At 41.8% G+C, this 19,437-nt stretch carries 19 protein-coding genes and 1 other annotated feature; of the genes, 2 read left to right on the top strand and 17 right to left on the bottom strand.

Annotated elements, in window-relative coordinates; genetic code table 11:
* Nucleotides 1-11: 11 nt before the first annotated feature.
* From NE257_RS06925 to NE257_RS06915, 3 genes are read right to left on the bottom strand one after another with little or no spacing between them, the layout of a single operon-like run.
* Nucleotides 12-671, bottom strand: coding sequence for a methionine ABC transporter permease (locus NE257_RS06925; RefSeq protein ID WP_007207763.1), 660 nt, complete (start codon nucleotides 669-671; stop codon nucleotides 12-14).
* 2 nt (nucleotides 672-673) lie between these two features.
* Nucleotides 674-1,702 carry a methionine ABC transporter ATP-binding protein gene (locus NE257_RS06920; protein WP_007207764.1) on the bottom strand — a complete coding sequence of 343 codons (1,029 nt, stop codon included), beginning with the start codon at nucleotides 1,700-1,702 and terminating at the stop codon, nucleotides 674-676.
* A gap of 2 nt (nucleotides 1,703-1,704) precedes the next feature.
* Entirely contained in the window at nucleotides 1,705-2,550 is an 846-nt protein-coding gene (locus NE257_RS06915; RefSeq protein WP_251886080.1) for a MetQ/NlpA family ABC transporter substrate-binding protein, read from the bottom strand.
* Between the two features lie 64 nt (nucleotides 2,551-2,614).
* Nucleotides 2,615-2,854, bottom strand: a binding site (T-box leader).
* Nucleotides 2,855-3,038: 184 nt separating this feature from the next.
* On the opposite strand from NE257_RS06915, the gene NE257_RS06910 reads away from it, so the two are divergent.
* Nucleotides 3,039-3,452 carry a hypothetical protein gene (locus NE257_RS06910; RefSeq protein ID WP_007207767.1) on the top strand — a complete coding sequence of 138 codons (414 nt, stop codon included), beginning with the start codon at nucleotides 3,039-3,041 and terminating at the stop codon, nucleotides 3,450-3,452.
* Nucleotides 3,453-3,469: 17 nt separating this feature from the next.
* Here NE257_RS06910 and NE257_RS06905 read toward each other — a convergent pair whose 3' ends face one another.
* From NE257_RS06905 to ispE, 9 genes are all read right to left on the bottom strand, one after another.
* Nucleotides 3,470-5,164: an oleate hydratase gene (locus NE257_RS06905; RefSeq protein ID WP_007207768.1), complete on the bottom strand. Its 1,695-nt coding sequence runs from the start codon at nucleotides 5,162-5,164 to the stop codon at nucleotides 3,470-3,472.
* 24 nt (nucleotides 5,165-5,188) lie between these two features.
* Nucleotides 5,189-5,323 carry a hypothetical protein gene (locus NE257_RS06900; RefSeq protein WP_007207769.1) on the bottom strand — a complete coding sequence of 45 codons (135 nt, stop codon included), beginning with the start codon at nucleotides 5,321-5,323 and terminating at the stop codon, nucleotides 5,189-5,191.
* 169 nt (nucleotides 5,324-5,492) lie between these two features.
* On the bottom strand, nucleotides 5,493-6,473 hold the full coding sequence (locus tag NE257_RS06895; RefSeq protein WP_251886079.1) for a ribose-phosphate diphosphokinase: 981 nt from the start codon (nucleotides 6,471-6,473) through the stop codon (nucleotides 5,493-5,495).
* Nucleotides 6,474-6,574: 101 nt separating this feature from the next.
* Nucleotides 6,575-7,948, bottom strand: a complete 1,374-nt coding sequence (glmU, locus tag NE257_RS06890; protein ID WP_007207771.1) for a bifunctional UDP-N-acetylglucosamine diphosphorylase/glucosamine-1-phosphate N-acetyltransferase GlmU — start codon at nucleotides 7,946-7,948, stop codon at nucleotides 6,575-6,577.
* 33 nt (nucleotides 7,949-7,981) lie between these two features.
* On the bottom strand, nucleotides 7,982-8,800 hold the full coding sequence (gene purR / locus NE257_RS06885) for a pur operon repressor (RefSeq protein ID WP_007207772.1): 819 nt from the start codon (nucleotides 8,798-8,800) through the stop codon (nucleotides 7,982-7,984).
* A 157-nt stretch (nucleotides 8,801-8,957) separates the two neighbouring features.
* Nucleotides 8,958-9,797, bottom strand: coding sequence for a metal ABC transporter permease (locus NE257_RS06880; protein WP_007207773.1), 840 nt, complete (start codon nucleotides 9,795-9,797; stop codon nucleotides 8,958-8,960).
* Complete coding sequence (locus tag NE257_RS06875; protein WP_040366345.1) at nucleotides 9,770-10,450, bottom strand: metal ABC transporter ATP-binding protein; 681 nt, start codon at nucleotides 10,448-10,450, stop codon at nucleotides 9,770-9,772. The genes NE257_RS06880 and NE257_RS06875 overlap by 28 nt, the downstream gene beginning before the upstream one ends.
* Before the next feature lie 11 nt (nucleotides 10,451-10,461).
* Nucleotides 10,462-11,382 (bottom strand): metal ABC transporter substrate-binding protein, encoded by a 921-nt coding sequence (locus tag NE257_RS06870; protein ID WP_251886078.1) that lies wholly within the window; start codon nucleotides 11,380-11,382, stop codon nucleotides 10,462-10,464.
* 324 nt (nucleotides 11,383-11,706) lie between these two features.
* Entirely contained in the window at nucleotides 11,707-12,558 is an 852-nt protein-coding gene (gene ispE, locus NE257_RS06865) for a 4-(cytidine 5'-diphospho)-2-C-methyl-D-erythritol kinase (RefSeq protein ID WP_007207776.1), read from the bottom strand.
* Nucleotides 12,559-12,770: 212 nt separating this feature from the next.
* Here ispE and treR point away from each other — a divergent pair, with 212 nt between their 5' ends.
* Complete coding sequence (treR, locus tag NE257_RS06860) at nucleotides 12,771-13,499, top strand: trehalose operon repressor (RefSeq protein WP_251854595.1); 729 nt, start codon at nucleotides 12,771-12,773, stop codon at nucleotides 13,497-13,499.
* A gap of 144 nt (nucleotides 13,500-13,643) precedes the next feature.
* Here treR and rny read toward each other — a convergent pair whose 3' ends face one another.
* The 5 genes from rny to NE257_RS06835 form a co-directional block, all read right to left on the bottom strand.
* Nucleotides 13,644-15,218, bottom strand: a complete 1,575-nt coding sequence (gene rny / locus NE257_RS06855; protein ID WP_251851914.1) for a ribonuclease Y — start codon at nucleotides 15,216-15,218, stop codon at nucleotides 13,644-13,646.
* Between the two features lie 218 nt (nucleotides 15,219-15,436).
* The gene (gene recA, locus NE257_RS06850; protein WP_251886077.1) at nucleotides 15,437-16,480 is read right to left on the bottom strand and encodes a recombinase RecA; all 1,044 of its coding nucleotides are present in this window, start codon (nucleotides 16,478-16,480) and stop codon (nucleotides 15,437-15,439) included.
* A gap of 91 nt (nucleotides 16,481-16,571) precedes the next feature.
* Complete coding sequence (locus NE257_RS06845) at nucleotides 16,572-17,822, bottom strand: competence/damage-inducible protein A (protein WP_251886076.1); 1,251 nt, start codon at nucleotides 17,820-17,822, stop codon at nucleotides 16,572-16,574.
* A gap of 129 nt (nucleotides 17,823-17,951) precedes the next feature.
* Entirely contained in the window at nucleotides 17,952-18,530 is a 579-nt protein-coding gene (pgsA, locus tag NE257_RS06840) for a CDP-diacylglycerol--glycerol-3-phosphate 3-phosphatidyltransferase (protein WP_007207781.1), read from the bottom strand.
* A 20-nt stretch (nucleotides 18,531-18,550) separates the two neighbouring features.
* Nucleotides 18,551-19,432: a helix-turn-helix domain-containing protein gene (locus tag NE257_RS06835; protein WP_251854598.1), complete on the bottom strand. Its 882-nt coding sequence runs from the start codon at nucleotides 19,430-19,432 to the stop codon at nucleotides 18,551-18,553.
* Between the last annotated feature and the right edge of the window lie 5 nt (nucleotides 19,433-19,437).

The raw sequence follows: 19,437 nt of genomic DNA, 5'->3' as shown, positions 1-19,437 counted from the left end.
AATCTATCTCCTTATTTGGTAAAATAGCGAGCAATCCAATCGCCCAACCATTGAATAATCTGAACAATAATCACTAAAATAATAATAACCACAACTAAGACCATCGTCTCGTATCGATTGTAACCATATTGGATAGCCAAATCACCAATCCCACCTGCACCAATCGTACCGACCATCGCCGAATACCCAAGTAAACTAACAATCGTCAAGACAATGCCGCGTACCAAAGATGGCAAACTTTCTGGGATGATGACATTGGTAATAATCAACCAAGTAGACGCACCTTGTGCCACACTCGCTTCTAAGACACCATGGTCGATTTCTGCAAAGGAGCTCTCTGCCACCCTAGCAAAAAAAGGAATCGCCGCAATCGACAGCGCAACCGCTCCGCCCATTGGTGTATAGGGATCCCCCAAAAGCAACGCCAACAAAGGCAACAAGGTCACCAATAAAATCAAAAATGGCAATGACCGCAAAGCGTTGACCAAAAAGCCGACAACTTTATGCAACCACTCATGCTTATGAAACAAGGCATTGTTGGCTAAAAAAAGAATCAAGCCGACTAACCCGCCCAATACAACCCCGATGATTGTCGAAATACTCACCATCTTAAACGTATCCCACAAAGCTTGCGGTAAATACTGCTGCAAAATTTCTGTCGTTGAATCCATCTCTACCCCTCCTTCACCACGCGCAATGAGGAAACTTGTTCTTGCATCGAATGAATCGCTTCTTGAACGGCTCCTGGCGTTCCTGTGACATAGACAAGCAAAATACCAATCGCTTGTTCTTTAATGTATTCGATTTTGCCATGAATAATGCCAATCGACACAGGATAGTTTTTTGAAATGGTCGAAATCAATGGATCTAACGTATGATTGCCTTGATAGCGTAACTCCACAATTATTCCTTTTGAAAGAGAGTGACTTAATTCATCAGGAATCGCTAAGTCAAAGTAACGGCCAACTAGACGCTTCGTGACAGATTCTTTTGGATTGGCAAACACGTCATAGGTAAGCCCTTCTTCAACGACGCGGCCATCTTCCATTACGGCCATCCGATCAAACAAGCGATGCGCGACTTCTAGCTCATGCGTGATAAAGACAATCGTAATGCCCAGCTCACGGTTGATTTTGGCTAATAACTTCAAAATTTCTTCCGTCGTCTCGACGTCCAATGCACTCGTTGCTTCATCGCACAGCAAAATTTCCGGATTGTTAATGATTGCTCTGGCAATACCGACCCGCTGCTTTTGGCCGCCTGACAAGTTATTAGGATAGTCATGGTACTTATCTTGTAAATCGACCAGTTGCAAGACTTCCTTCACTCGTGCTTCTCGCTGCTCTTTTGGGTAGTTGGCAGCTTTTAAGGCAAATGTCAGGTTTTGTGCGATGGTTCGATTGCTAATCAAATTAAAATGCTGAAAAATCATCCCGACTTTCTTACGAACATCGCGAATAGCCGCTCCTTTTAGGCTAGTAATATCTTGCCCATCAATCAAGATACGACCCGCTGTCGGACGTTGCAATAAGTTCAACGTCCGAATCAGCGTACTCTTCCCTGCGCCACTTAAGCCTACAATGCCGTAAATTTCACCGGCTTCAATCGTTAGCGTGACATCTTGGACTGCAGCAATTTCTTTTTTTTGCTTTTTAAATGCGACCGACACCGCTTGTAATTCAATTTTTGCTTGGTTTGTCATCCTTATTCACTCCAAAAGGCTGGTTTGTCAAAATCTTTAAAGTCTGATTTTGCAATGGCATCTTTAAATTCTTGGCTTTCTAATACTTCTTTGACCGCTTTGGCGAAATCAGAGTCGATTTCATCTGTTTGAACGACAAAGACGTTTTTGTAGTTTTCTTTTAATTTTTCTAGAGCTAGTGCATCAGCTGGATCTAAATCGGCAGCCCATGAATAATTTCCTGGGACTAAAGCAATATCTACCGTATCCATTGAACGAACCAATTGTGCAGCATCCAAGGTTTTAAACGTTAGGTTTTTTGGATTTGTCGCGATGTCATCAACTGTTGCTTTGGTTTCATCAATATCGCCTTTCAAAGTAATCAAGTTGTTCGCAGCTAATAACTGCAAAGTACGAGCTAGATTTGATGCGTCATTGGCAATGGCAACTGTCGCACCATCTTCTAAATCATCTAAGCTTTTTAATTTCTTCGAATAAATCCCCATCCCTAGTGTTGGGACTTCTTCAACGACTGATAATTTCAAGTCATTATCTGCAGCGAATTTTTCCAAATACGATGTATGTTGGAATAAGTCGGCATCAATTTGTCCACTCGCCAAGGCTTTATTTGGTTGAACATAATCATTAAATAATTTGGTTGTTAATTTAAAGCCTTCTTTCTCTAATAGTGGGCTGATAACTTTTGTTGCCATGTCGCCATAAGGTCCAGGTGCCACACCGACCACTTTTGTCACTACTTTGTCTGAGTCACTCGTACTCGTTGCTTCTTTGCTTCCTCCACATGCAGCTAACGTCACCGTTGCTGCTAATCCTAAAGCGATTGCTCCCAATTTCTTAAACCGTTTCATTTCCAAAAACCCCTCTCTTTTTTCAATAAAAAAGCCCCCATCCTTTTTCTCCATTCATCTGAAGAAAAAGGACGAGAGCGTTATGCTTCGTGTGACCACCTTTGTTCGTCGAATCCTTACGAACCCAACCTCTACCAGTACCATCATACTGTGTTGCGCTAACGAGCAACGACCGTTGGATGCTTGCTGTGCTCACATCCAAATGCTTCAAGACCATCTTCCAATTAGTTCAGCTATCTCTTTTCACCAAAACGAGACTCTCTAAAAACCAAAAAAATTGTACTCTTCTTTTCACCGCATTTTTTTATTGATTGATTGTAAATATAGCCACATTTGCGACATTTGTCAAGAAAGAATGAAAAAATTTTCTGATAATTCGTCACCGCCATCCCATCTGAAAATTCATTATCCTCTTGTGAAAAGATGGTCATTTGCTAGAAGCTGTGCTACACTTCAAATAACGAGTTTTTTTTAAGGGAGTTTTTGCTATGCGTTTTGAAAAACTAGAGGGAATCTTCTATCTTTTATTTGCTTGTGCACTGTTTTTGCCATCGGTCGTCTTTATCATTCATCATCTAGCTCAGCATGCATGGTCGAGTCTGCTTTTGCCAATTTTTTTCGTGTTTTTAGCGGTGACACTAGCTTGCTATGCCGCCTCACGATGGCTACATGTCCGACAAAAAAAGACCTATACCAAAATCTATCGAGCCTATCTTTTAGTACAGCTAGGGACATTTAGTTATTTGGTAGCGGTGGGGATCTATTTTTCAATCCATCATCTGCATTTTTTGGCAACTGTAAGTGTTGGCATTGGCAGTATTGCCTCGCTCTTTTCTTTGATTGCTCTATACTTTTTAAAAAAAGATATGAAACAAACGACCGCCTATTATCTGAATAGATAATAAACGGTCGTTTTTATTTATTGAAATAGTTTCTTCGCTGCTTTAGCCAAGGTCTTCAAGTCTTTGTCATAGCGCGGATTTTTTACTAATTTAGACATTGGAATCCCCGCAAAATGGAAGGCCGCAATTTCACCTGAGCGCACAGCACTTTGTTCCGTGAAAATCATTTGATACGGTTGTTCAACAAATTCTCCTGTAAAGGCTAAATTGGTCGAATGTGCAGGAATCACTGTTGGTCGATCGGATTTGGCACGATTATTAAACAACGCGGAAGCATAAGGCATATAGACTGGAATATTGTTAATCACACTGTCCATGATTGCTTCTGCTTTTTCGCGAATATTGACCGGACCTGGATCCACTTTAGCTAATTGTCCAAGGAGTTCTTCTAACATTTCCTTGCCGGTCATTTCAATATAGGGTTTGTCGACAAATTCTCCTCTTCTACGTGGATACAAAAAATAGCCCCAGATAACTGTTTCATTTGGTTTTTGTGTCGTAAAGTGCGGTTGGTGATGCACCACGATCGACATCGTGACATCTTTTTGATTTAACGGCGTGATTGGGGTGGTCGAGACAAAGGAATTCAAGGCATTGCCTGGTTCTTGTGTCGTAATGCGGGTAATTTCATTTAGAAGCAAATGATTTTTTGTCGTTAGAGTAAAGCTGACCCATTCGCTTGCATCGCGGTCGGCAAAGAATTTATCCGGATTTCCTAGATTGTAAAACCGTTCCGTCGCCTTTTTCCATAAGCCAGAAGCTGCACCATAGTCCATATTTTCTGCAGCAGGCGTGTCAAAATCACCCAATGTAGCTGAGTCAGTAATTGAACCATTAGTAAAAATGACGGCTGTATCTTGATCGACAGGTACATACTCTTTTTCTTCCGTATCTGTATGAATCATATGCAGGCCAGTAACGGTAATTTCATCTTGCATCGGTGTGTCTTTGAATGTCCAATCAACCACCCGACGATTTAGTACAATCTGACAGCCTTGTTGCTTTAAGTACTGAATTAATGGCAACATTATGCTTTCGTATTGATTGTAGCGCGTACGATTGACACCAACTAAATGCTCGATTTGAGTAAATTCATAAATCATTTGATGCATATATCTTCTTAACTCTTGGGCGGAACTCTTTGTCCGAAATGCAAAGGTTGTTTCCCACATAAACCAAAAGTTCGATTCAAAAAAAGCAGTACTATCAGCAAAATATTCAGCAATTGTCACGTTATCTAGTTTTTCTTCTTCTGAATCAGGCATCATAATTAGTTTGGTCAAACGCATCCGACTCTTTGTATCCAAGCCCAAATGACCACCATCAATGATTCCTTTGCCTCCTTCCATCAGACGAGCCTTATCAAAGGTCGGGTGTTTGCTATCAAAGTCACGCGTATCTTCGGCTGCAGTCATGCCTGGTTCTGTGACAGAAGGGATGCGATCAAGCAAGTCCATTAAATCGACGTACGTCCGATAATTAAGCATTCTTCCACCACGAGCCAGATAGCCTTTTTGATTGTCCATGGGATGATTTTTATTCCAATATTCATCGGTCACAGTTTCAGTGGGTGCTCCGTCGTTTGAACCATGATCATCTAAAGAATAAAAGGTGATATCTTTCCCTTGCCAATGACCTTCTTGAATCAAGTATACTGCGGCAGCCATATTGGCTAGACCTGCTCCAATCATGATTGCTTTTTTCTTTTGCATCTTCTTTTCCTCCTCTTAGTCAAATTAGCGTGTTGAATCAAAGGCATCGTACAAGTGAGCATCATCTTCAAAAAAGCCAGTCTTTTTAGCTAAATAAAATGTGCCTATCGCTATTAGAGCGACACCTAGCGCAAGACAGTTCGTTCCTTTTTTCATCATTGTCACTTCCTTTTTTTATCAGTTTTACTACCTCCATACTATTCTTCAATTCCCTTTTGTTCAAATAATTGTCGACTACTTTTGAATTTTTTTAGACAGTTTACTAAAAATGTCCAAAAAAAGAACCGTCAAAAACGATTACTTCGTTCTTGATGGTTCCCTTTATGGCTTAACCTTTTAAAGGCAATTTTGATTCGAAAAGTGGACTTACTGGCTTGTTCTCATGAATTCGCTTGATTGCCTCTGCTACTAATTCACCGACGCTTACTTCGTCAATTTTGGCAATTTTACGATCTTCTGGCAGATTGATAGAGTCTGTAACAACTAAGCGCTCAATTGCTGAATCTGAAATTCGTTGCAAGGCTGGTCCTGATAATACTGGATGCGTACAAGATGCATACACAGTCTTAGCACCCGCTTCTTTCAAGGCATTCGCAGCAAGGGTAATCGTACCCGCTGTATCGATAATGTCATCAATTAGCACACAGATTTTGCCATCAACGCGACCGATGATATTCATCACTTCTGCCACGTTTGCTTTTGGACGACGCTTGTCGATAATCGCAATTGGGGCTTTTAGAAATTCAGCTAACTTACGTGCGCGTGTCACACCACCGTGGTCTGGTGATACAACGACAACATCATCGCCTTTAATGTTGTGTTCTAAGAAGTAGTTGGCAATTAATGGCGCACCCATCAAATGGTCAACTGGAATATCAAAGAATCCTTGAATTTGAGCCGCATGTAGATCCAATGTTACCATCCTAGTAGCACCAGCTTTTTGAATCATATTGGCTACTAATTTTGCAGTAATTGGTTCACGAGACCGAGCTTTACGGTCTTGTCGCGCGTATCCGTAATAAGGCATCACAACATTGATTGTCTTCGCACTTGCACGTTTCAACGCATCAATCATAATTAACAACTCCATTAAGTTGTCATTTACGGGGCTACTTGTCGATTGAATGATGTATACATGCGCGCCGCGAATACTTTCTTCAATATTTACTTGGATTTCGCCATCACTAAACTGCTTCACCGAACATTTTCCTAACTCAACACCGACAGCTGCTGCAATTTTTTCCGCTAGGGGACGATTGGAATTTAAGGCAAAAATCTTTAACCTTGGATCAAAATACTGATTTGACATGAGAACCTCCACTTTCTATCTCTTCAACTAGAACAACTAGCACTATCTTACTAACAAATAGTAGACATTTTTTGTTCATAAATCAAGTGCTTTCGCCTATCTTATTGGTTAAAAGGCAATTTTGATGCAAATTGTTCTTTATTCACTTGACGAGCACGGGCAATGCCCATCGCATCATCCGGAATATCTTCCGTTATGGTCGATCCAGCTGCAACGACTGCATTTTTCCCTAGATTTACTGGACCAATTAAATTAGCCGCTGAGCCGATAAACGCATGATCAGCTACGGTAGTATGATGTTTTTGCTTGCCGTCGTAATTCACGAAGACCACGCCGCATCCGACATTGATGTCTTCGCCTAATGTCGCGTCACCGACATAGGTTAAGTGACCGACTTTGGTTCGTTTCCCAATCGTCGCTTTTTTCACTTCGACAAAGTTTCCTATATGGGCTTGCTCTTTGATCTCCGCGTGCGGGCGCAAGTGTGCAAATGGCCCAATATCGACTTGGTCATGCACGATGCTTTCCTCAATCACTGAAGAAGTGATTGTGACTTGTGAGCCAATGGTACTATCGACGATTTGTGTCTGACCAAGTAGCTGACAGCCTTCACCGATTGTGGTCTTACCTTTTAGATAGACACCAGGCTCAATGACTGTCTCTGCCCCAATCGTAACGTCTGCATCGATATAAGTCGCCTTTGGATTAACCAAAGTCACGCCATTTCTCATATGCGTCGTATTGATTCGTTCACGCATGATTTGATTGGCCTCAGCCAGCGCCACGCGATCATTTACTCCTAATGATTCAGTAAAATCTGCTGTTTGAAAGGCTGCTACTACATCTCCTGCATCTTTTAATATCTCCATAATGTCCGTTAAGTAGTACTCGCCTTGTGCATTGTTTGTATCAATATTGGCTAACGCATCAAACAACAACGCATTGTCAAAACAATACGTCCCAGTATTGATTTCTTTCACTTGTGCTTCGCTTGGTGTTGCGTCTTTTTGTTCGACAATCTTTAACACCGTGCCTGCTTCATCACGAATGATTCTTCCATAGCCAGTCGGGTCACTTGCATGTGCTGTTAGGACCGTCGCAGCTGCTTTTTTGTCTTCATGGTACTCAAATAAAGCTTGGAGTGTTTCACTTGTTAAAAGCGGCGTATCGCCACTGATGACGAGCGTTGTTCCTTTTTTTCCTTGTAAAAAAGATGCCGCTTGTAATACCGCATGGCCTGTTCCTAATTGCTCGGCTTGCAGTGCGTAGTGCGTCCGTTCTCCTAGTTGCTCTTGCACGCGTTTTGCACCATGTCCGACAATGGTTACAATCTCGGTTGGTTGAATCTCTTGGACGCGATTCATGATGTGTTCGACCATGGGTTTCCCACAGACTGGATGCAATACTTTGTATAAAGCTGACTTCATGCGAGTTCCTTTTCCAGCAGCTAAAATAATGGCAAATCGTTCTTTCACTCTCGACACTCCTCTTTATTGATAGGGATAGGTTTATTCTGAAAAGTAATTACCAGGCACGACCGAAATCGTCTTGGTCTGTGTATTGACATCTTCGACAAATAACAATGATGTGTAATCAGTGACTGCGCGCTTGCCTTTAAATTTTGCTTCCGCGAAGACAGTCACGCCGACCAATTCAGCTTCAAATTCTTCGATTAACCCTTCCATACCGTTAATCGTTCCGCCGCCCTTCATAAAGTCATCCACGACTAATACGCGAGAGCCACGCTTTAAGCTTCGTTTGGACAACTCCATCTTTTCAATTCGTTCGGAAGACCCTGATACGTAGTTTACGCTCACCGTCGATCCTTCTGTAATTTTAGAATCCCGGCGCACAATCACGAATGGCACGTTCAAATAATAAGAAACGGCTTGGGCGATAGGCACACCCTTGGTAGCAACTGTCATCACGGCATCCACTCTTTTGCCAAGATATTTTGCTGCGATGATACGACCGACTTGTTTCAATAGCTCTGGCTCACCTAATAAATCAGACAAATAGACATAGCCACCAGGCAATAGTCGGTCTTGCTCAGATAATCGTGCAGCCAAATCTTCAATGTAGTTTCTCGCATCTTCAGGACGAATTGTTGGCACAAAAATCACGCCTCCAGCTGCACCAGGTAGTGTATCTAAAATACCTGTTCCTCTCTGTTGGAAAGTCTTTTTCACAATTGCTAAGTCTTCACTAATCGATGACTTTGCAGATTCATAACGCTTGGCAAAGAACGTCAAAGAAATTAGCTCATGTGGGTGTTCCAATAAATAATGCGTCATATCAATTAATCGTTCACTTCGACGAGTTTTCACGCATATCACTCCTTTAAGTTTTTTCTCATTATATAGCTTTTTTCCGGCTTTTTCGAGTTTTATTCTTATTCTACCAGAAAATCGTTCGTCATTTATGAGAAGAGCCTAAAAAAATAGCGAGAAACTTTCGCTTCTCACTATCGCTTATAAGAACTATCTAGAAAGATTTTCTTTGTCGCTTCTTTCTTTGCCATTGAATGACGAACGTTCGGGTAAGTTGGACCAACAAGAAAATAGCAATAAAGACCAACGTAATCATCGCGCCCGGTGGTGTACTTAGATAAAATGAGCCTACCAAACCACTCGTCATACCGACTAAACCAACCACGACACTCATCGCGATGACTGCCGTAAAGCTTTTGCCTAGTCGCATACTAATCGCCGCTGGTAAGACCATGATCGCCGAAATCAACAATGCACCCGCAATGGGAATCATGACAGCAATCGCAATCCCGGTCAAAATATTAAAGCACATCGACATCAATCGCACGGGCAGTCCGTCTACTTCAGCCGTATCCTCATCAAATGTCAACACATACATCGGTCGTCTAAAGAAGAAAAACAATAAGACGATGATACCAAATAAGATCCCTAAAAAATATAATTGCTCAGTCGTGATCGTCACGATGGAACCAAATAAATACGACTGCACACTAAGCGATGAATTGCCACCATTCAAATTCATCAAGACCAACGCTAACGCCAAGCCTCCTGCCATCAAGATGGCAATGGATATTTCAGAATACGTCCGATAAATAGTCCGCAAATATTCTAAAATGATGGCAGCTAAGACGACAATCATCATCGTCGTCAGGTTGGGATTAATATTTAAGACAAAACCTAGAGCAACGCCTGCAAGTGACACGTGTGACAAAGTATCCGCCATCAATGACTGTCTCCGTAGCACTAAAAACACCCCTAACATTGGAGCAATCCCCGCGATAAAGAGGGCAGCTAAAAATGCTCTTCTCATGAATTCAAGTGAAAGCAACGCCATGGTGTCCCCTCCTTTCGTACCAAATGAATATGACGATCAGCGAAAGCTTGAATGTCTTCATGATCATGGGTAATCATCAAAATCGACTTTTGATGTTCATGCGCACTGTGTCGCAATAATTGATAAAATTCCATACGCGATTGATCATCCATTCCCGTCGTCGGCTCATCTAAAATAAACAAATCTGGATCAGTCGCAAACATCCGCGCCAAACTAATGCGTTGCTTTTGTCCTCCTGAGAGTTCGCCGATGCGCTTGTGCCGCATCTCCCACATACCTACAGCATCAAGGGCTTTTTTGACATGTTCGTGATCGATTTTAGTCAGACGTTTAAACCACCGTTGTCTCGGATAGCGTCCTGATTGCACCAATTCCAAAACGGTACTTGGAAAGCCCGCATTATACGAAGCAATTTGTTGCGGAATATAGCCAATGCTTAATGGCTTGCCTAAGACGTTGGTTTTGGCAATCGTCACTTCCCCAGTCGCAGGCTTTAATAGACCCAACGTTGCTCGTACTAAGGTGGTTTTGGCCGCTCCATTTTCACCAGTTAAAATAACGAATTCTCCACTATTTACTTCATAGCTAATATCTGATAATACCGGCTCTTCATCGTAATAAAAAGTCAGGTTTTTCACACCTATATACTGCACAGTCATCCCTCCTAGCGAATGCTTTCTTTCAATGCTTGTAAATTTTGTTCCATCACCGAAAGATACGACTCGCCATTTTCTTGTTGCTCTTTCGTTAAACTTTCTAATGTATTCAATACTGCTAACGAGACGTTGGTTTCTTGCGCCAAGGTCTCCGCTACTTTCGATGAAGCATTGCCTTCCATATAGATGACTTGTACATCATGCTTTTGCACATAGGCATTTAGCTCTGCCAGCTTGCTTGGTGATGGTTCTTGATCTGAGGACACTCCCGAGATAGCCGCTTGCGTCAAACCATAGCGTTTTGCCAGATAACCAAACGCCGCATGTTGCACAACAAAGGTCTTATTTTTTGCTGAAGCAAAGGCTTGCTCGTATGACTGGTGAAGCCGATCTAGTTTTTGAGTATAGGCGGCCGCATTGCTCATAAAAACAGCCTTTTTGGCAGGATACTTTTTACTCAATTGTTCCGCAATCGTCACTACTTCCTGCTTGGCTAATACTGGATCAAGCCAGACGTGCGGATCTTTGACATGGTCATGAGTGTCGAGGCCCTCTTCCTCAGCTTCATCTAACAAGGTAATCCCCTTAGCCGCTTGGATGACAGCTGTCTTTTTCGTATCGATATTGTCCGAAACTTGATCCACCCATGATTCAAGAGCATCACTATTGTATACAAAGGCATCAGCTTGCACAATTTTAGCCATATCTTTGGCGCTCGGCTCATAATCATGTGGCTCGGTCCCGGCCGGTATTAATAGCGAGACAGTGCCTTCTGAGCCGACAACTTGCTTGGTAAATTCATACATTGGGTAAAAGGTCGTGACAACAGTCAATGACCTGTCTGACGTTGTATCTGTGGTTTGTTTGCCACACGCGCCGATAAAAAAGACACTCATAGCCAACACAACCAATTGAATTCTTTTTTTCATCGATTGACTCCATTCTGCGTTCTAACAAATCGTAATTTTTACGATTTATCACCTTAGCTACTTTATCAAAGTGCTCCCCATTCGTCAATCAAAAACGACTTCGAAAAAAGAGGAGCAGAAAAAAGTACTCCTCACTAGTTTGGCTGATTAGTGAAAAAATTACTTTAGAAGACGATCTTCATGCATCAGAGCTTGGAAGCATCATTTTAAGCTCAAGACAAACTGAGCGCCGATAAAAAAAGAACATCCAAAAGTTTATGAACCAACTTTCAGATGTTCTGATTTTTTATCTAGTAGCTAAACAACTCTGTCTCAGCCGCTTTACTAACGAATCGTACGTACCAAGTAGACTTCATCGCAAAAACCTTTTAGGCCATTAACGATTCGTTGTGCGCGTGAATATTTTTGACACAAGGCAAAAACAGTCGGCCCACTGCCGCTCATTAGTGCAATATCTGCTCCATACTTCATCATGCGATCTTTGATTTGTTGGACGATGGGATAACGTGGAATGGTAATACTCTCTAAGCTATTGCCCATCTCCTGAATCATTTTTTGGTAGTCACCTTCAGTAATTGCGGTCCGTAACGCAGCCATATCCGGATGATGCAATTTTTCAAGATCGACTTGTTGGAATATTTTTCGTGTCGAGACACTAATTTTGGGCTTAACCAATACAACCCAGCACGCAGGCATCGCTGGTATGGGTTGCACGATTTCTCCTTTGCCCAAAATATGAGCTGTCGAACCACTCAAACAAAATGGAACATCTGTCCCGATTTCCACACCAATTTGAATTAACTCTTCCATCGATAAATCTAATGACCACAAACGATTCAAGCCACGTAGCGTAGCCGCACAGTCTGAGCTGCCTCCGCCCAGTCCAGCTGAGACCGGAATGGATTTATCCAATGTAATTTTAACCCCTTCTTTGATGTGGTAGCGACGTTTGAGTTTTTCTGCTGCTTGGTAGACATTGTTTCGCTTGTCCAATGGCAAAAAAGCCTTGTTTGATTCTAAAACAATTTTATTTTCAGCCAATCGTTCAAACGTTAAGCGGTCTGCTAAATCGACACTGGCCATCACCATTTCTAACTCATGGTAGCCATCTTCTCGTTTGTATAAGACATCCAGTCCAAGATTAATTTTGGCTGGTGCTTTTTCGAAAATCTCCATATCCTCACCCTAAAATTTTCTTCTATTTTTTCTATCATATCAGATTTCAGCAATAGTTGAACACTTTGACTACGAAAACAATGATTTCTCGTTTCTTTTTTGGGCATTTTTCCCGGTTGAATTCTCTATTCTCTCACAGTATAATGAAGTTACCTGTCTAGACAAGTTTTTTTAAATAAGTCGTTTATCCGTTTACCATAAAGGAGGTTCTCATGAATAAATTTCGGGAAATTTTTTTAGATTTGGAACAAAAAATTCTATCTAATGAATACCCTCCCCACACTTTTTTACCGAGCGAAAATCAATTAATCCACATGTATGCCGTATCGAGAGAGACGGTCCGTAAAGCTTTGCAGCTGCTACAAAATGGCGGATACATTCAAAAAAAACAAGGCAAAGGTTCACTTGTTTTGGATGTGAATCGTGTGGATTTTCCAATTTCAGGGCTAGCGAGTTACAAGGAATTACAAGATGCCCAAAGCATTCCTAGTGAGACCTCTGTCGTTGAAATCTCACTGAAACCTATTTCCAAACGAATCCACGAAGCGACCAACTGGCCAATGGATTCCTATGTCTGGAAATTAGTACGCCAACGCCGCATTAACAATGAAGTGGTCATCTTAGACAAAGATTACTTGCTCTATAGCATCATCCCTGAATTACCGGAAGACCAAGCAGAACATTCCATCTATGATTATTTTGAAAATGACTTGGCGTTGTCGATTGCCTTTGCGAGGCGCGAAATCACCGTCGACCCTGTCAGTAAAGAATGTCGAGAGTTAATGAGCCTTAGACCTGAAGACCAAAATGTGATTACCATCCGAAGCTTGGTCTATCTCGATGACAATCGTTGCTTTGAATACACCGAATCAATCCATCGACTCGATCGCTTTAAATTTATTAACTATGTCTATCGAGAAAAAGACGAAACCCAAAAATAAGTACTTGAGATACAAATTGCTACTAAGTGCGAATGAAACGGCGTAGCAACTACAATAAAAGACCAGAACATCCAAAAGCTTTCGAAACAACTTTTGGATGTTCTGGTTTTTTTACATGTAGCTAAATCATGCTATTTCAGCCACTTATTTTGCGTAGTCAGTCGCACGAGTCTCACGAATGACCGTCACTTTGATATGACCTGGGTAATCCAAGTCATCTTCAATTTTTTTGCGAATATCGCGTACCAATCGTACGGCATCTAAATCAGAAATCTCTTCTGGTTTCACCATCACGCGCACTTCACGTCCTGCTTGTACTGCAAAACTTGATGCCACGCCAGCGAAGCTATTGGAAATATTTTCAAGATTTTCGAGACGACGAATGTAATTTTCAAGCGATTCACTTCTGGCACCTGGGCGAGCAGCGGATAATGCATCGGCTGCGGCCACTAAGACGGCAATCACCGATGTCGCTTCGACGTCACCATGATGAGAAGCAATGGCATTAATGACAACGGCATTCTCTTTGTATTTTGCTGCTAATTCAGCACCAATCTCGACGTGTGACCCTTCAATCTCGTGATCCAAGGCCTTACCAATATCATGCAAGAAGCCAGCTCGTTTTGCTAACTGGATATCCTCGCCTAGTTCGGCAGCCATCACGCCCGTCAAACGAGCCACTTCAATCGAATGATCCAATACATTTTGACCATAGCTCGTACGGAAATGCAAACGACCCATAATTTTTATTAAATCAGGATGTAGCGTATGTGCCCCTACTTCAAAGGCTGCTTGTTCCCCATAATCACGAATCCGTTCGTCCATCTCTTTACGAGATTTCTCAACCATTTCTTCAATCCGAGCTGGATGGATACGCCCATCTTGGATTAATTTTTCCAATGTCATGCGTGCAATCTCACGACGAATCGGATCAAATCCAGATAATACGACCGCTTCAGGAGTATCATCAATGATTAAATCAATCCCCGTCAACGTCTCTAAGGTACGAATATTACGGCCTTCTCGACCAATAATCCGACCTTTCATTTCATCATTTGGCAACGTCACAACGGAGACCGTCGTTTCTGATACTTGATCGGCTGCACAACGTTGTAGGGCTAGAGAAAGAATGTTTTTCGCTTTGCGATCAGCTTCTTCTTTTGCGCGTTGTTCAGATTCTTTGACCATAACAGCTAAATCATGATTCAATTCTTCTTCAGTGGTCTTCATGATGATTGTTTTAGCGTCTTCTTTCGATAACGCCGCCACTCGTTCTAATTCTGTTTGTTGTTGCGTAATTAATTGTTCAACTTCTTTTTCTCGCTCATCAATTTGGGATTGTCTTTCACTCACAAGGTGTTCTTTTGTTTCAAGTGAGTGCTCTCTTTTTTCCAAAGAATCGTCTTTTCGATCAAGCAATTGTTCTCTTTGTAGTAAGCGATTTTCTTGCGATTTTAATTCAAGTTTGCTTTCCTTCAACTCTCTTTCAACTTCTGATCGATGCTGCTGACTTTCTTCTTTAGCTTCTAAAAGTGCTTCTTTTTTTACGGTTTCTGCTTCCTTTTTAGCGGTTGAAAGGATAGCCGAAGCAGATTGTTGCGCTTCTGCCAATTCCTTTTCTCTGCGTTCGTTTGAACGACGCATAAGCAATAACCCTATACCAAGACCGACAAATAAACCGATAGCGATGGAAAGAATAACCAGTGCTCCAGTGGGCATTGAATCACCTCCATACTATCATTTTTTTATTTTGTAGTTTTTTTGATAAACTATTCATCTTCATTCTTATCAATATGCCTACTTGCATATGTGTATACCACACAGTTTCATTCTAATGTTTACATCACAGAGTGTCAACTTAAAGTCATAGAAGTTTTGCTTGGTGGATACAGTAAAAAAACCATTGGCTACGCGTTTGCATAACCAATGATTTGCTGTTATTCATCGTTTAATTGGAGTTCTTCTTGCGCGTCTTCGGCAATTGTTTCACCTGAACCAATGCCATATGCATCTCGGACACGAGCGGAGACTTCTGCTACCATCTCAGGATGTTCTTTCATATAAGACTTCACATTTTCCCGACCTTGGCCAATCCGATCGCCTTTATAAGAATACCAAGCACCACTCTTATCAATGATATCCATCTCAGCTGCCATATCTAGCAATTCACCGACTTGTGAGATTCCTTCCCCGTACATGATATCGACTTCAGCTATACGGAATGGTGGCGCAACTTTGTTTTTAACTACTTTAATTTTGGTACGGTTACCGATAATATCTGTCCCTGATTTTAGTTGTTCTGCGCGTCGTACTTCTAAACGAATGGTAGCGTAGAACTTCAATGCACGTCCACCTGGTGTGGTCTCTGGATTCCCAAACATCACGCCGACTTTTTCACGAATTTGGTTAATGAAAATGGCGATGGTCTTCGTTTTATTGATAGAACCTGATAGTTTACGCAAGGCTTGTGACATCAAACGAGCTTGTAACCCAACGTGGGTATCGCCCATCTCGCCGTCAATTTCTGCTCGTGGTACTAAAGCAGCCACTGAGTCAATCACGACAATATCAACAGCACCACTTGATACAAGGGCATCGGCAATCTCTAACCCTTGCTCACCTGTGTCAGGCTGAGAAAGTAATAAATCATCAATGTTTACTCCTAGATTTTGCGCATATTGAGGATCCAATGCATGCTCTGCATCGATAAATGCAGCGGTACCGCCATTTTTTTGTACTTCTGCAATGGCATGGAGTGCAACAGTCGTCTTACCTGAACTCTCAGGTCCGTAGACTTCCACAATCCGACCTCTAGGATAGCCACCGACACCTAAAGCTACATCTAATGCTAATGACCCACTAGGGATAGTCGATATCTTTTGATCAACCTTTTCTCCTAGTTTCATGACAGCACCTTTACCAAAATTCTTTTCAATTCGTTTTAACGCAGCATCTAGCGCTGCTTTTCGATCATCTGCCACTAGACAATCCTCCTTTTTCTACTACTTAGCTATTCTTATCATAGCGGTTCTCTTAAAAAATTGCAAGAAAAAGCGAACAAATATTCGCCTTTTATAAAGTTCCATGTTTTAGTAACGCTTTTCTTACTATATTTAATCCATCCATTACAGCATTTCTCCGTATGGCTGCGCGATCTCTTGAGATGACTTTACGGATCGAATACGTTCTTTCTTTGCTCGCTAAGGCAATCCAGACAGTTCCGACTTCTTGTCCTTCTAACTCATCCGGTCCCGCCACACCGCTAAAAGCTACCGCATAGTCTGTTTGTGCGCGTTGCCGAGCTTGTTGCGCCATCGCTTCGACACATTCCTTTGAGACTGTGCCATAAGTGTGCAGTAGTTCTTCATCGATGCCTAACAATGCTTGCTTCATTTCCTTTGAATAGGTAACAAATCCACCTGGAAAAACAGCCGAAACACCCGGTACATCACCCAACGTTGCTTGAAATAATCCAGCAGTCAAGCTTTCCGCAGCAGTGATGGTTTTTTGCTGTTGTTTTAATAAATCTACGACGACATTGGCCAATGAATTGGTCTCACCATAGCCGTAGAAAAACTCACCCACGCGATTCATGATTACTTGTTCCAATTCATCCAATTGTTGTTGCCCTATCGCTTCTGTTTTACATTTAACAGTTAGACGTAGCGTCACTTCATTGGGTTTGGCATATGGAGCGACTGTCGGATTGGTTTGCTCTTCAATCAACTCCTTCAGCTCTGTAACTAAACGAGATTCACCAATGCCATAAAAGCGTAGTACCCGAGAAATCAGCTGCTCTTCTTGAATAAATTGCTTTTTTAATAAAGGAACGGCTTGTTCGTAGACCATTGGCTTCAGCTCATTAGGCGGCCCAGGTAAAAGCAAATAATTCACACTAGGTGCTTGATAAAAAATCCCAACTGCTAAACCAGTTCGATTGGCTAATGCTTGCCCACCATCAATAATTAGAGCTTGTAGCAAATTATTTTCAGTCATTGGTTGTTCCCGCTTGGCAAAAAAAGCTTGTAATTTTTGATAGCCCGCTTCGTCACGAATTAATTCTTTGCCCACATGCTTGGCTACTACTTGCTTTGTCAAATCATCTTCGGTCGGACCTAACCCTCCGCACAATACGACCAACTCACTACGCGAATCGGCTAAGTCAAGGACAGTCTCTAGCCGCTCAGGGTTGTCTCCAACTACTGTATGATAATACACTTCAAATCCTAAGCCTGCTAATTCCTCTGATAAAAATGTAGCATTGGAATTAACCACTTGTCCTAGTAATAATTCTGTACCGACTGCAATAATTTCTGCTTTCATTTTTCCCGCTCCTAACTATACATACGCATAATCGTAGTATAAAACAAATTTAAAAAAAAGAACCACAAAAGGCGGTAGTCAATCCGTCATAAAACTAGATTCACACCTCTCTTGCGGTTGGGTAAGTATTTACATTGATCCTTTAAATACAGCTGTATTTTTGGCAAAATAGTCGACCCCAGAGTAGATCGTAAAGATTAAGCAGACATACAACATAATTTGGGCAAACGGAATGCCTAACCAATAAAAAGGAACATTATTAAGCAATAAGAAAATAATCGCAATCATTTGCGTCGCTGTTTTAATTTTTCCTGGCCAAGCAGCCGCCATCACTTCGCCACCTTCAACCAATAATAGACGCAGACCCGTCACAGCTAACTCACGACAGACAATCAAAGCGATCACCCACCCTGGTGCCTTATCTAATGACACAAGTAAGATAAAGGCCGTCATGACCAGCATCTTGTCTGCTAAAGGGTCAGCAAACTTGCCAAAATTCGTCACCAATCCTTGCGCGCGGGCGATATGACCATCTAACCAATCGGTGAAGCTTGCTACTGCAAAGACAATCGCTGCTACCAAATGCGTCACCGGTAATTGAAAAGAGTCTGCACCTAGCATTCCCCAATCTAACGGTAAAGCGACTAATAAAATAAAAATCGGAATCATAATAATGCGTAATACAGTTAACTTATTCGGTAAATTCACTTTTCTTCTCCTTTCACTTCTTAATTCAAATAAGAGATTGCCAAGACCACATTCTTTTTCAATAATGAGTATTGTGGATCATCAAAATCAATGGTTTTACTATTCGCCTTGATATCAATATAAGCACTCGCTCCTAGGACAATCGTCGCATTCGTCGTTCCTTCAGGTAGCGTAAAACTAGCTGTCGCACCTGACTCAAATGTATTTTGGTAAACGTAGGCATTATTGACCAATACCCCTACCCAACAACGGCCATCTTTCCCTGTAAATGACAACTCAATAGGATTCGTTGCATTAGTCACTGTCATCGTTGCTTGACTTTGCGTTGATTGCGTCCGTTCAATTTTCATCTCTTGTTTCTTTTCCGAAGAAGAGGTGGTAGTCGAAGTCTGGGTCGTGCTCTCTTGGCTAGAAGATGATACTGAACTTACTTGATTATTGACTGATATAGAAGATTCATTTTGCGTAATCATCGGCTTAGACGTGCGATTGCTCCAAGACATGTAAAAGACGACACTGAGTACCGTTAACGCAATCAATGCCAATAAAATAACTGGCAAATAATCAATCCATACTTTCTGTTGCTTTTCGGCGACATGCTGCGCTTTTCTGGAACCTTGGACGTGCTCTGGTTGAGGTCGTTTAGGCAGAGTTGGATCAAAGTCAGCTTTCCCATCAAAAATCGACACCAACTTATCACCATCAAGCTCTACAACCGTTGCATATTGGCGAATAAAAGACCGCACATAATACGTCCCCGGAAGTCGGTCAAATGCCCCTTCTTCAAGCGCTTCTAAATATCGTTTTTGGATTTTTGTTTTTTGCTGCAATTCATCAATGGTAATATTTTTATTTAAACGGGCTTCCCGCAATTGTGCGCCAATCAATATTTCATTGCTCACTCGTT

Origin of the sequence: Enterococcus italicus (assembly GCF_023743875.1) — a bacterium.
Classification (GTDB): Bacteria; Bacillota; Bacilli; order Lactobacillales; family Enterococcaceae; genus Enterococcus_G; species Enterococcus_G italicus.
The sequence above is the reverse complement of the archived record's forward strand: the minus strand, read 5'-3'. Positions and strand labels throughout refer to the sequence as shown.

Bases quoted from the DNA above. Each gene is read 5' to 3' on its own strand.
- NE257_RS06915 (WP_251886080.1), bottom strand. From the start codon at position 2,550: ATGAAACGGTTTAAGAAATTGGGAGCAATCGCTTTAGGATTAGCAGCA.
- NE257_RS06910 (WP_007207767.1), top strand. From the start codon at position 3,039: ATGCGTTTTGAAAAACTAGAGGGAATCTTCTATCTTTTATTTGCTTGT.
- NE257_RS06895 (WP_251886079.1), bottom strand. From the start codon at position 6,473: ATGTCAAATCAGTATTTTGATCCAAGGTTAAAGATTTTTGCCTTAAAT.
- ispE (WP_007207776.1), bottom strand. From the start codon at position 12,558: ATGGAGATTTTCGAAAAAGCACCAGCCAAAATTAATCTTGGACTGGAT.
- NE257_RS06880 (WP_007207773.1), bottom strand. From the start codon at position 9,797: ATGGCGTTGCTTTCACTTGAATTCATGAGAAGAGCATTTTTAGCTGCC.
- NE257_RS06870 (WP_251886078.1), bottom strand. From the start codon at position 11,382: ATGAAAAAAAGAATTCAATTGGTTGTGTTGGCTATGAGTGTCTTTTTT.
- NE257_RS06905 (WP_007207768.1), bottom strand. From the start codon at position 5,164: ATGCAAAAGAAAAAAGCAATCATGATTGGAGCAGGTCTAGCCAATATG.
- rny (WP_251851914.1), bottom strand. From the start codon at position 15,218: ATGCCCACTGGAGCACTGGTTATTCTTTCCATCGCTATCGGTTTATTT.
- NE257_RS06920 (WP_007207764.1), bottom strand. From the start codon at position 1,702: ATGACAAACCAAGCAAAAATTGAATTACAAGCGGTGTCGGTCGCATTT.
- NE257_RS06900 (WP_007207769.1), bottom strand. From the start codon at position 5,323: ATGATGAAAAAAGGAACGAACTGTCTTGCGCTAGGTGTCGCTCTAATA.
- NE257_RS06925 (WP_007207763.1), bottom strand. From the start codon at position 671: ATGGATTCAACGACAGAAATTTTGCAGCAGTATTTACCGCAAGCTTTG.
- treR (WP_251854595.1), top strand. From the start codon at position 12,771: ATGAATAAATTTCGGGAAATTTTTTTAGATTTGGAACAAAAAATTCTA.
- NE257_RS06845 (WP_251886076.1), bottom strand. From the start codon at position 17,822: ATGAAAGCAGAAATTATTGCAGTCGGTACAGAATTATTACTAGGACAA.